The sequence below is a fragment of the Pelatocladus sp. BLCC-F211 genome (assembly GCF_041928655.1).
Taxonomy (GTDB): domain Bacteria; phylum Cyanobacteriota; class Cyanobacteriia; order Cyanobacteriales; family Nostocaceae; genus Pelatocladus.
On the sequence record NZ_JBHFLM010000231.1, the window covers coordinates 15,844 to 27,289 of the forward strand.

The 11,446-nt window shown below is 39.6% G+C and carries 13 protein-coding genes; 8 read left to right on the top strand and 5 right to left on the bottom strand.

The window, feature by feature from the left end; all coding sequences use genetic code 11:
• Nucleotides 1–68 precede the first annotated feature (68 nt).
• Nucleotides 69–1,145 carry a radical SAM protein gene (locus tag ACE1AT_RS27410; protein ID WP_374874173.1) on the bottom strand — a complete coding sequence of 359 codons (1,077 nt, stop codon included), beginning with the start codon at nucleotides 1,143–1,145 and terminating at the stop codon, nucleotides 69–71.
• Between the two features lie 437 nt (nucleotides 1,146–1,582).
• Here ACE1AT_RS27410 and ACE1AT_RS27415 point away from each other — a divergent pair, with 437 nt between their 5' ends.
• From ACE1AT_RS27415 to mdh, 5 genes are all read left to right on the top strand, one after another.
• Nucleotides 1,583–1,756: a hypothetical protein gene (locus ACE1AT_RS27415; protein ID WP_374874175.1), complete on the top strand. Its 174-nt coding sequence runs from the start codon at nucleotides 1,583–1,585 to the stop codon at nucleotides 1,754–1,756.
• Nucleotides 1,757–1,845: 89 nt separating this feature from the next.
• Complete coding sequence (locus ACE1AT_RS27420; RefSeq protein ID WP_016858858.1) at nucleotides 1,846–2,064, top strand: photosystem I reaction center subunit IV; 219 nt, start codon at nucleotides 1,846–1,848, stop codon at nucleotides 2,062–2,064.
• Nucleotides 2,065–2,235: 171 nt separating this feature from the next.
• Nucleotides 2,236–3,078, top strand: coding sequence for a DNA-formamidopyrimidine glycosylase (locus ACE1AT_RS27425; RefSeq protein WP_374874177.1), 843 nt, complete (start codon nucleotides 2,236–2,238; stop codon nucleotides 3,076–3,078).
• Between the two features lie 138 nt (nucleotides 3,079–3,216).
• A complete protein-coding gene (locus ACE1AT_RS27430; RefSeq protein WP_374874179.1) occupies nucleotides 3,217–3,432 on the top strand; it encodes an NAD(P)H-quinone oxidoreductase subunit O in 216 nt (71 codons plus the stop codon).
• Nucleotides 3,433–3,450: 18 nt separating this feature from the next.
• Nucleotides 3,451–4,428, top strand: a complete 978-nt coding sequence (gene mdh, locus ACE1AT_RS27435; RefSeq protein ID WP_374874181.1) for a malate dehydrogenase — start codon at nucleotides 3,451–3,453, stop codon at nucleotides 4,426–4,428.
• 155 nt (nucleotides 4,429–4,583) lie between these two features.
• Here the strand turns inward: mdh and ACE1AT_RS27440 are convergent, their stop codons facing one another.
• The 3 genes from ACE1AT_RS27440 to ACE1AT_RS27450 all read right to left on the bottom strand — a co-directional run bounded on the left by ACE1AT_RS27440 (nucleotide 4,584) and on the right by ACE1AT_RS27450 (nucleotide 6,107).
• Nucleotides 4,584–4,982 (bottom strand): type II toxin-antitoxin system death-on-curing family toxin, encoded by a 399-nt coding sequence (locus ACE1AT_RS27440; protein WP_374874183.1) that lies wholly within the window; start codon nucleotides 4,980–4,982, stop codon nucleotides 4,584–4,586.
• 730 nt (nucleotides 4,983–5,712) lie between these two features.
• Nucleotides 5,713–5,874 carry a hypothetical protein gene (locus tag ACE1AT_RS27445; RefSeq protein ID WP_374874184.1) on the bottom strand — a complete coding sequence of 54 codons (162 nt, stop codon included), beginning with the start codon at nucleotides 5,872–5,874 and terminating at the stop codon, nucleotides 5,713–5,715.
• An 11-nt stretch (nucleotides 5,875–5,885) separates the two neighbouring features.
• A complete protein-coding gene (locus ACE1AT_RS27450) occupies nucleotides 5,886–6,107 on the bottom strand; it encodes a hypothetical protein (protein ID WP_374874186.1) in 222 nt (73 codons plus the stop codon).
• A 479-nt stretch (nucleotides 6,108–6,586) separates the two neighbouring features.
• On the opposite strand from ACE1AT_RS27450, the gene ACE1AT_RS27455 reads away from it, so the two are divergent.
• Complete coding sequence (locus ACE1AT_RS27455) at nucleotides 6,587–7,408, top strand: SirB1 family protein (RefSeq protein ID WP_374874188.1); 822 nt, start codon at nucleotides 6,587–6,589, stop codon at nucleotides 7,406–7,408.
• 124 nt (nucleotides 7,409–7,532) lie between these two features.
• On the opposite strand, the gene ACE1AT_RS27460 is transcribed toward ACE1AT_RS27455, so the two are convergent.
• A complete protein-coding gene (locus ACE1AT_RS27460; RefSeq protein WP_374874196.1) occupies nucleotides 7,533–7,979 on the bottom strand; it encodes an SRPBCC family protein in 447 nt (148 codons plus the stop codon).
• Nucleotides 7,980–8,498: 519 nt separating this feature from the next.
• Between ACE1AT_RS27460 and ACE1AT_RS27465 the strand changes: the two genes are divergently transcribed.
• Together ACE1AT_RS27465 and ACE1AT_RS27470 are read left to right on the top strand one after the other, a co-directional pair.
• Nucleotides 8,499–10,154: a mechanosensitive ion channel gene (locus ACE1AT_RS27465; protein WP_374874190.1), complete on the top strand. Its 1,656-nt coding sequence runs from the start codon at nucleotides 8,499–8,501 to the stop codon at nucleotides 10,152–10,154.
• Nucleotides 10,155–10,323: 169 nt separating this feature from the next.
• Entirely contained in the window at nucleotides 10,324–11,226 is a 903-nt protein-coding gene (locus tag ACE1AT_RS27470; RefSeq protein ID WP_374874192.1) for an aspartoacylase, read from the top strand.
• Nucleotides 11,227–11,446 lie beyond the last annotated feature (220 nt).

The window sequence follows — 11,446 nt, forward strand, 5'->3', positions numbered from 1 at the left end:
CAGGATTGTTTGCCCCCAAGATGCGATTCGGATTTCCGTACTATCAGAAGAAGATTTATTAATTACCTCTAATCTTCACTCCAATGCTGCATCGTAGAAATACGGGAGTTTCTTTTACGGTAGTTATAAACACTGACATACCAAGTACAACGCTTACAAACATCAGGAAAATCACCACTTTCCTGACGATTAATGAGTTCCTCTATTCCCTTACCTGCCCATATTTCGGGTAGTGTAGATTCTCTAAGATCGCCTACAATTAATTCTGCTTCGACATCACGACAGGCACAGGCATTCACTTTACTATTAGCAAGGATAATTGGCTTCATGTATAGCAATTCACAAGCACCACGCTTATAGGGTTTAATTACTGGTTCTAGACCTACTTGCTTCAATTTTTCATCTTTTACCTTGCCAGCCCAGCTATCATAAGCATTGATAAATTGAATATTAATTATTTTTTCTTTTTTCCATTGATTAAACTTTTCCCATAGATCACCATGCCATTTTGTCGGTGGGCAACGTAGTGCGATAGTTAAAGCAGTAGAAGAGCCTAACTTCAACTTAGCCTCAACGAATGCTTCTATGTTGTGGCGGACAAGCTCAAATCGATCAACACCCATGATTGCTTTGTAAGTCTCTCGATCAAACCCACCCCAAGAAACGTAAATATTTAGTTTTTCACCATAAGCAAGAAGCTTTTCACTCACTTCTGGCTTCATCAAAATCGCATTTGTATAGAAGTAAAATCCTTTAATTTCTTGGCGTCGATTTAGATCATCTAGTCTCTCAAAAAGATGGCGATCAACAAAAGGTTCACCAACAATTGGTGTTAAAGATACATATTTACCACCCATTATCACATACTGATCTACGATTCTCCGGAACTCTTCCATAACCATTAATCCCTTCTCTCTTTCCATTTTTGGATAAGCACAAAAGGTACATTTTGCATTACAAATATTAGTACCTTCGATATGAAGATTTCTGGGAATATTACGAATTAATTTTAATTCTTGCTGAGTTTGACGTTTTCTAAAGCGGAAGTAGTACTCAGTGACAATTACATCCAGTAAATATTCGATTTTCGGCTTCAATAAACGCTTAAAACTATGAGGTGTTAAACTTTTGATTTTGTTCAGCATAAATTAACTTTAGTATTGAAAATATCAATGTTGCTATTTTTTTAGATATTTATAAATAAATCAATACCAACAATATTTTATTTTATAAAACAAATTGAGGTAAACACAAACAGATTAAAATATGAAAATAAAATACTATAAAGTTTGTACGATTTTTGTTTAGTAATACTCGCTAATAGTAACGGTTCAATCCCGTAACAAACATCAGGGTAATCAAGTAATTTATAGGGGGTTTGCAATTGAGTACGGTACAGTGAATTCCCAGTGGCTCTTTTAATGTATAAATTACTACATTTAGCTCGCGACACCAACTTTAGCCAAGTCACCAAACTAGGAGTCGAAATAGCTCATCAACCACAGCCAAACTCATAGCCCCCAGTACTAAGCAGATTCTAGGCTGGTCTGGATTATGCCGCAAAGCCTTATGGCAGTGGTGTTTGACCAAGATTGAACCCAAAAACACCCGCGTACCAACCAAAGTTGGTCAAACCTTAAGCAACTATATCAATCGGCTCAAAGCGGGAGGAACACCCGCAAAAGTCGCCCAATCACGTTGTTGTGCCAAAGCCGTCACCATGTTGTTCAAAAAATTAATTAGACAAATAACTTAACAAAGCTTCTGCTAGACTCTGCACAATAGTACATTGAAATCAATTAGCCTTAATACGTTGGCAATTGATAAGAAAAAAGGAAGAAACTCATGGTTCAACGTGGTTCTAAAGTACGTGTTCTTCGTCCAGAGTCCTACTGGTTTCAAGATGTAGGTACTGTTGCATCTGTTGAGCAAAGTAGTGCCATCAAATACCCAGTAATTGTTCGCTTTGAGAAAGTGAATTATGCTGGCGTTAACACAAACAACTTTGCTCAAGACGAGTTAGTAGAGATTGAAGCACCAAAGGCAAAAGCTAAAAAAGCCTAAAGTGTAGAAACTTCTAGAAAAACTTCATGGGGTGATTTTCGGGAGTAAGTAGCAGAGGGTAGAGAGTCAAGACTTTGATTCAATACTCGCTGGTGACTACTCCCGATTTTAATGTCTGCCAAAAAATCACAGTAATTGTCACAATATGCTTGTTGTCAATAATTAGCTTAAATGCCTGAGTTGCCTGAAGTTGAAACAGTCCGACGGGGTCTAAATCAATTGACCCTCAACCAAAAAATCACGGGTGGAGACGTGCTGCTGCATCGCACGATCGCTTATCCGGTTTCCGTAGATGATTTTGTCAGCGAAATTAAAGGAAGTGCGATCGCGACTTGGTACCGTCGCGGTAAATATCTCCTCGCCGAACTTAGTTGCGCTCCTCATGCTGCTTATTTAGGTGTTCATCTCCGCATGACTGGTCAATTATTGTGGTTGAATCAAGATGAACCTTTACATAAGCACACGCGGGTCAGATTATTCTTTGAAGATGGGTGGGAATTGCGCTTTGTCGATCAACGCACCTTTGGTCAAATGTGGTGGGTGCCACCAAATCAAGCCCCAGAAAGCATTATTACAGGTTTAGCAAAACTAGCAGCCGACCCCTTTTCACCAGAATTTACAGTTGATTATCTCGCCCAGAAACTTAAAAACAGGCGTCGTCCAATTAAAACTGCTTTACTCGATCAATCTGTAGTCGCGGGATTAGGTAATATATATGCCGATGAAGCATTGTTTATGAGTGGCATATTACCAGAAACAATGTGTGTAGATTTGCAACCAGAACAAATCGAAAAGTTGCGATCGCAAATCATTAAAGTCTTGGAAACCAGTATCGCAGCTGGTGGAACTACTTTTAGTAATTTCCTCAACGTTAAGGGCGTTAATGGTAATTATGGTGGTGTAGCATGGGTTTACAACCGTACTGGTGAACCCTGTCGTGTTTGCGGGAATGTAATTCAACGGGCGAGGTTAGCTGGCAGATCCAGTCATTTTTGTTTGGAATGTCAGCGATAGGTTTTAGTAGTTGCTGGGGGTGCAAGACCTTGCGCCCGTAAAGTAGTTGATAGTTGATAATTCCAAACAACAAACAACAAACAACACTTCCCAAGATAGAATCCTGTATAGCAATCGATACACTTAAGAGGGGAATCTATGGCTGTAAAACGTGGAGATATGGTTCGGGTGATTCGTGAGAAGTTGGAAAATAGTGTAGAAGCAAAAGCTAGCGATACTCGTTTTCCTGATTATTTGTTTGACAGTAAAGGCGAAATTGTAGATGTCAAAGGTGATTATGCCTTTGTCAAGTTTGGCGAAGTACCAACCCCGAATATTTGGTTACGTTTAGATCAACTAGAAGAGTTTAAATAGAATTCTAAGTAAAAATTTATGTATACTTCCCCTTCCTCCTCCATTGTGTGCTACTCGCCCCGGATCAGCGTGATCGGTGCTGGTAGAGTTGGCAGTACCCTTGCTCAACGCATCGCTGAGAAAAATCTTGCGGATGTAGTGTTGCTGGACATTGTTCCAGGAATGCCCCAGGGATTGGCGCTAGATTTGATGGAGGCGAGGGGAATTGAAATGCATAACCGTCAGATTATCGGTACTAATGACTATGCCGATACAACTGGTTCGGAGATTGTGGTAATTACGGCAGGGTTTCCTCGCAAACCGGGCATGAGTCGGGATGATTTATTAAAGACAAATGCCAAGATCGTTGTAGATGCAGCCAAACAAGCGATCGCTCATTCTCCTGACGCTATTTTTATTGTCGTCACCAATCCATTAGATGTGATGACTTATTTAGCTTGGCAAGCTACGGAATTACCACGCGATCGCATTATGGGTATGGCAGGCGTGTTAGACTCGGCTCGCTTTGAAACTTTCATTGCGATGGAATTAGGAGTATTGCCTCGTGATGTCAAGACGATGGTACTCGGTAGCCACGGTGATTTGATGGTTCCCTTACCGCGTTTTGCTACTGTCAACGGTATTCCCCTGACAGAATTGCTAGATACAGACACCATTGAACGTTTAGTAGAACGCACGCGCCACGGTGGTGCGGAAATTGTCGAACTGATGCACACAGGTGGTGCGTTTTTTGCCCCAGCCTCTGCTACTTGCATGATGGTGGAATCGATTTTATTAAATCAGTCGCGTTTGTTACCTGTAACTGTGACTCTTCAGGGTGAATACGGTTTAGAAAATGTGGCGATCGGTGTTCCCTGTCGGTTGGGATGTGGTGGAATTGAAAGTGTATTGGAATTGAATCTCAGTGAGCAGGAAAGGGCTGGTCTTCATAGATCGGCGGAGTCGGTGCGGAACAATATTGAACGGGCGCAGGAGATTTTGATGGCGGCGCAATAATCTTGGGGTGAAGACTAGGAAAAATTTTGCATATTGAAAGATAAAGATTACCAATCAGACCCAGTGATCTGTGAGGAATTGAGGGAATTGATTGCAAGAGCGATCGCTGTCTTCCAAAATTTGATAGCAATTAACAGCTTCTCTAGCTTTAGCCCTTAATGGCTGATTTTAATACAATTTTCTTTAAGCCAATCTGCTATTGATTCTTGAGTCTCTTTATCGCTTGAAAGTCTTTTTATCATTAATACAACTTCATCTTCTGGTACTTCTAAAGAATACCCGTTCAATACAAGAAAGGTAGCCATCGAAACGAAAGCTACCCTTTTATTACCGTCCACAAATGCATGATTCTTTGCAAATGCAAAAGCATAAGCAGCCGCTAAATCAAAAATAGTTGGTGTAGGTTCACCATAGGCAAATAAATTTTTAGGTCTATCTAAACTAGCTAAAAGCAGATTTCTGTCTCTTATACCTGGAAGTCCGCCGTGTTCTGCTAGTTGTTCTTCGTGCATAGCTTTAATGACTTCCTCACTCAACCAAAAAATATCATTCACTTAGCTAGCTCACGAAGTGCGTTCCTATACTTACTACTTACTTGCCTATAAGCTTCCATAGCCTTTTCAAATTGAGATTTGCGAGGTGCTGCTTTACAATTACGGGGTACTTGAACATTACGAGAATGTCCCACAACTAAAAGCAATCTTCTCCTAGCTGATACCAATCTCAAACTGTTTCCGATCTTACGAAGTCTCAAGGTTTGCATAATGGCAGCAAGCCGATGGTTACGACTTTAATGTATTTATCCTAAATTCAATATATCTCACCTAATTAAGCTCGCACCACTTTCCTGGTACAGTTTTAACCGCGTAAACCGGACAGTACCTAAAAGCCCAAATGACGACCCAGCCCCCAGGACGTAAAATAAGTTACTGCGTCTACGCACAACCTTTACGTCGCGCATCTCGGCTCAATACCTATTGTGATTTTCCTGACAACTTTGTAGAGCATTTGCCCAGTTTTGGATAGAAAATTTATTTAAATTATAAATTATTACAAATTAGTTAAGCTCGATCTATACCTGCCAAAACAAGATGACAGTTTCTCTAGCTTTAAGCCAGTATTAAAAAAACTGCTCCCCCCACAGATTAGCAGAGAGAGCGAAGCCATGCCATTTCACATATTTATGAGATACACTTCATCTTGATGCTATTTCGTAAAGTAAGAGAAAAATTTAGTACAGTTTTGCCTAAAATCGTGGCGCTTTCAACGCAGAGGGGCGCAGAGTCAGCGTGGAGGTTCGCAGAGTTGGTTAAACATCGTAGATTGGAGAGCGTACATCGCTGCATAGCGTCCATCTAGACGCATTAATTCTGCGTGAGTACCCTCCTCAATAATTTTCCCTGCTTCGATATAGAAAATTAAATCAGCCTGTACAATTGATTTCAAATTGTGGGAAATTAAAAAGTTTCTATCTTTTCTGCTAGTTCTCTACGAACTCGTGAGTCTACTCTTGTATACAGAACCTCACGAAAGATTGGAATAAAGATAATAAAGATGAAAATCATAAATAAGATATACCAGCAGAGAATGCGAGTCCGTACTGCCCAAAAAATTCCTCTAGTGGGATGAAAAGAATTGTTTTTTGCCGTATCTTGTTCTTTACTTCTGCTCAAAGTCATTTGTATGAACTAAAAATAAACGACAAGCAAACTTAAATATTTATTTGTTAGTTGTTAGTTGCTAGTTGTTAGTTGTTAGTTGTTAGTTGTTAGTAAATAAGGTGCTGCAATGGGGGAACCTCCAAAGACATACTACCTCCCTTACTTCCTCGGTTCTTGTTCTTAATTCTCATACTTTAGATAGATAATTTTTATTTATTTTTATGCATCCAAATATTTGCAAATCTTGCCAACATCTTTAATATTAAATATAAGTATCTTTATACCTGTTTTGAAAATGGGTGTAGAGGTGTAGGAGGAGTTCTATTTTCATGTTTGGTTCTGGGATTTTCCCGTGATTGACTAGCTTGAAAATAGGATAAAGGAAACATTTATTTATTTAGCCCTTACTTCTCACCCTTTTCCCACCTCCTTCAATAAGTCTGTCAACACTTGACAATCTCAACTCTGAACTGTAAACCTATACTCGGCATAAGCTTATGAATATCTCGTCAGCGCGGCAATATTTTTACCAGGAAATTCAGCAGCCTGATGAGTATATAGATTTAGCAAGAACAGCTTTATATATTGCTCAAGAAGAATATCCCGACCTAGATCCAGAAGAATATATCAATAGTCTGGATACAATGGCAGCAGAATTAGAAGAACGCCTCCCAGCAGAACGTTATCCTTTGCGAATTATCCAAACTATTAATCAATATCTCTATAACGATTTAGGATTTGCGGGAAATAAACAAGAATATTATGACCCCCGTAACAGCTATTTAAATGATGTGATCGATCGCCGTCTGGGAATTCCGATTACATTGGCGCTAATATATGTAGAAATTGCCCGACGCATTGATTTTCCCATGGTAGGTGTAGGAATGCCAGGACATTTCCTCATTCGTCCTAACATTTCTGATATTGAAATTTTTGTTGATACCTTCAGTAACGGTGAGGTTTTATTTCCCCAAGATTGTCAAGAAAAACTGACTCAAATCTATCAGCATCCCGTGACTCTGCAACCAGAATTTTTAGCCGCAGTCACAAACAAACAAATTTTGGCCAGGATGTTGACAAATCTCAAATATATCTATTTGAACAAACAGGAACTAGAAAAAGCCTTAGCAGCAGTAGAGAGGATATTATTATTATTTCCTGGTTTTGCCTTAGAATTACGCGATCGCGGTCTTTTATGTTATCAACTCGGTCGCTTTTACCAAGCAGCCAACGACTTAGAAACCTATCTAGTCAAAACCCCCGAAGCCCAAGATGCATACATGATTCGACGCTTGTTAACTCAGATGGGAAGAGGATAATCATTTGTCATTTGTCATTTGTCATTTGTCATTTGTCATCGGTATTTATTCTCTCCTTGTCCTCCTTGTCCTCCTTGTCCTCCTTGTCCCCCCACACTCCCCACACTCCCCTATCCCCTATCCCCTATCCCCTATCCCCTATCCTCTCAGCTACAAGTTTAAGTCGGCGTAACTGAGATTGCATATCTTGTTTTGTCCAGCTTTCGGCGAAGGTTTTAAAACCCCAACTAACTAGGGGATTAGGTATCTCAAATTCAAAGCGGTTAATTAGGCGTGTTCCTTTTGCTTGTGGTTGACATTCCCAGCGATCGCGTCCTTTAAAAAAACCCTCAAATCCCCAAACAATCAAACCTGGTTGTCTTTCGATCACAACACTATTCAAAGTCGGTTTGATCACAGGTATTTGAATCACAAACCGACTGTGACTACCAACATCGGTACTCCATTCACCTACAGGTTCACAACGCAATACAGGATTGAGCCAACGGTGCATTAAAATGCGATCGCTAATACAGCGTTCGACGACTGCGGCTGAAGCATTAATATCTATCGATTGTTCAAAAACTTCCATTGCAGACATTTTACTCTATTTTTAATCATATCTGCACTTAGATTAACGCAAAATCAGAAAGTAGGAATTGTAGAAATACTACTCGGATAAGACAAGTCGATTGACATTTAAATCCTGTAGAGACGTTGCAGTGCAACGTCTCTACATGCCCAAAATAATGACGAAAAATCCTATCCCTTGCAGTATTGGGAATCGTAGAAATATGCAGAAAAAATAACTAATAACCATATGGCTATTAATCTTTCACTAATATTTAATCTCCATGATCAGAACACTATATTATGTATTTGTCAATACAAGTCAACTACTAAGAGATATATATTTTAGTTTGCTTTTTTAAATAAAAAAAAATAAAAATTCTGAAATAACGGTTGAGATCAATTACCTGTAAAATTGACTCATTAAATTCAAATGTAAAACACTACGAAGTTACTGGGATGTAGAATTGTCCAGGGCAATCTACTCCAAGAGCATCTACTAGTGTTTTCTGGATCAAATTTACTTTAATACCGGAAAACCATGAATACAACTTGGCAAAATATAACCCAAGTAATGGGAAATGGTTTGTGTGTTAGGGTGGAAACATTTTTAGCACAATCGCCTACATTACCATCGCAACAAGACGCTGGATTCAATACTTATGTGCAGAACTCTTTCCAACAAATAGTTGCATTTCTACCCCGCTTGCTCGGAGCAGTAGCAATTTTGTTGGTTGGTTGGTTGATTGCTGCTGGTGTTGCTGCTCTGACGCGAGGAATCCTCAATCGCACACAAATTGATAATCGCATTGCTGCTGGCGTAGTCGGACGTGAAGATAGTCGCGATCTTCCCCAAGTAGAAAAATTGATTTCTAACTTGGTATTTTGGGGTATTTTACTGCTGACATTAGTTGCTGTTCTAGACACGCTGGAGTTAAGGGTTGCTTCTCAACCACTGAATACTTTTCTCAATCAAATTGGTGACTTTCTACCTAGATTGGTGGGGGCGCTGATTTTTGCAGCAGTTGCTTGGTTAGTAGCTACTATTGTCAAACTCATCACAATAAGAGGATTACGGGCGTTAAGAATAGACGAACGTTTAAACACACCAGAAGATAATGCTACTGCTCAAAATCAATTACCTCTGAGCGATACGATTGGTAATGCTCTGTATTGGTTCATCTTTTTACTATTTCTGATTCCAATACTAGATACTCTGGGGTTACAACGAGCGCTACTACCAGTAGAAGCGCTGGTGACAGAGATTTTGGCGATTCTACCGAATATTCTCGGTGCAATCATCATTGCTGCTGTTGGTTGGTTTCTCGCCACTGTTGTACAACGGATTGTCACGAATTTACTAGCAGCAACAGGAATTGACAATTTAGGAACTCAATTAGGATTATCCCGTGCTGCGGGAACTCAACCTCTTTCCAAAATCATTGGCACAATTGTCTATATTCTGATTTTGATTCCTGTAGCGATCGCCGCATTGAATACTCTGCAAATCGAAGCGATTTCAGTACCAGCGATCGCCATGTTGCAGCAAGTTCTCAATGCACTTCCCGCAATTTTTACAGCGATCGCTATTCTCATTCTTGCTTATTTCTTGGGACGGTTCGTGGCAGATTTAGTCACCAACATTTTGACCAGTATAGGCTTTAACAATATTTTGTCTGTCTTGGGTATATCAACACCCTCAAGACAAATTGTCATTCCCCAAGAAGAATCTACACCACCAACTCCTACCAGCCGCACACCTTCAGAAATTGCGGGGATTATTGTATTAGTTGGTATCATGCTGTTTGCAACAGTAGCAGCAGTGAATATCCTTAATATCCCTGCTCTGACAGTACTAGTAACTGGTATTGTCGTTGTACTAGGGCGGATTTTGGCTGGAGTGATCATCTTTGCGATTGGTTTATACCTAGCCAATCTTGCTTTTAGCATTATTACCAGTTCCGGTAATCCCCAAGCCAGGATTTTAGGTCAAGTAACACGGATTGCCATCATTGCGTTAGTCTCAGCTATGGCGTTACAACAAATCGGTGTCGCACCCGATATTGTCAATCTTGCTTTTGGCTTGTTACTCGGTGCAATTGCAGTGGCGATCGCTCTTGCTTTTGGTTTAGGAACTCGCGATTTAGCCAGAGAACAAGTCCAGCAATGGCTGGAATCTTTCAAAAATAGAGGCTAATTCAAATTGCAAGCAGCCTGATTACACCAAGTTATCAACGGCTTACTTAATCTAGTAGTCCATCACACCTACTTTGAGGCGTTTGTAGTGAGGACTTTAGTCCTCTATGAGCGCTTAAGCGCTCACTACGAACCCATTGTTAGACCGCGCTTTCGCGACAAGTACTATTATGAATCAAATCAATCAAGTTGCGATTGTTGGCGCAACCCATGGAAATGAATTTACAGGGGGATACCTACTCAAAAAATTTGAGCAATTTCCCCACTTGATTCGGCGAACTAGCTTTCAAACTCAAACTTTACTAGCAAATCCCAAAGCTTTCAAAGTCGCTAGACGTTATATTGACAAAGATTTGAATCGTTGCTTCCTCAGCCAAGACTTACAAAATTCGACGCTTTCTAGTTATGAAGATATTCGAGCAAAAGCTATCAATCAAATACTAGGGCCAAAAGATAATCCCCAAGTAGATGTAATTTTAGATTTACATACTACAACCGCAAACATGGGGTTGAGCATCATCATAGGTAACAAAAATCCTTTTTGTTTACAATTGTCTGCTTATCTGAGCGCAATCAATCCTCTAGTCAAAGTTTGTTTAACAGAAACTGATCAAGCAAGTTCTTTACTGAAATCTCTGTGTCAGTGTGGTGTTGTGATTGAAGTTGGCCCTATAGCTCAGGGTGTTTTAAATGCAGATTTATTTCTCAAAACAGAGAGTCTTATTTACACAATTTTGGATTACTTAGAAGCATATAACCAAAATCTAATTCCCGAAACTTATGACACACTTACACTTTATCAAGATATCGGAACTATAGACTATCCCAGAAATAATTTGGGAGAAATTCAGGCGATGATCCATCCCCAGCTTCAATTTCGTGATTATGAACCTCTTCATCCTAGCGATCCAATATTTCTCAGCTTTGATGGTCAAGAAATTAGTTATCAAGGAGACTCTATAGTTTATCCAATTTTTATTAATGAAGCTGCTTACTATGAAAAAGGAATTGCTATGCGTTTAACTAAAAAGCAGGAACTAATTAACATCTCTACCCTAAAATTTTCTCCTTAACCTCACCTTATGAAAAGATCCCCAACTTCTTTCTTTAATAAATCGGGGATCTTGTCTCTCACAAATGATTTAGGAATGCTATAGGATTCCTATTTGATTTTTGAACAAAACTCAGTACACATCTAGCTTCCTTTTTTTTCTTTCTTTCCCTATTGCCTATTGCCTATTGCCTATTGCCTGCCTCCACGAGTAAATTCATTAATCAAATCAGATTGCTATA

Coding starts and splice junctions, on each gene's coding strand:
- ACE1AT_RS27410 (WP_374874173.1), bottom strand. CDS start 1,145: ATGCTGAACAAAATCAAAAGTTTAACACCTCATAGTTTTAAGCGTTTA.
- ACE1AT_RS27420 (WP_016858858.1), top strand. CDS start 1,846: ATGGTTCAACGTGGTTCTAAAGTACGTGTTCTTCGTCCAGAGTCCTAC.
- ACE1AT_RS27425 (WP_374874177.1), top strand. CDS start 2,236: ATGCCTGAGTTGCCTGAAGTTGAAACAGTCCGACGGGGTCTAAATCAA.
- ACE1AT_RS27430 (WP_374874179.1), top strand. CDS start 3,217: ATGGCTGTAAAACGTGGAGATATGGTTCGGGTGATTCGTGAGAAGTTG.
- mdh (WP_374874181.1), top strand. CDS start 3,451: ATGTATACTTCCCCTTCCTCCTCCATTGTGTGCTACTCGCCCCGGATC.
- ACE1AT_RS27450 (WP_374874186.1), bottom strand. CDS start 6,107: ATGACTTTGAGCAGAAGTAAAGAACAAGATACGGCAAAAAACAATTCT.
- ACE1AT_RS27455 (WP_374874188.1), top strand. CDS start 6,587: ATGAATATCTCGTCAGCGCGGCAATATTTTTACCAGGAAATTCAGCAG.
- ACE1AT_RS27460 (WP_374874196.1), bottom strand. CDS start 7,979: ATGGAAGTTTTTGAACAATCGATAGATATTAATGCTTCAGCCGCAGTC.
- ACE1AT_RS27465 (WP_374874190.1), top strand. CDS start 8,499: ATGAATACAACTTGGCAAAATATAACCCAAGTAATGGGAAATGGTTTG.
- ACE1AT_RS27470 (WP_374874192.1), top strand. CDS start 10,324: ATGAATCAAATCAATCAAGTTGCGATTGTTGGCGCAACCCATGGAAAT.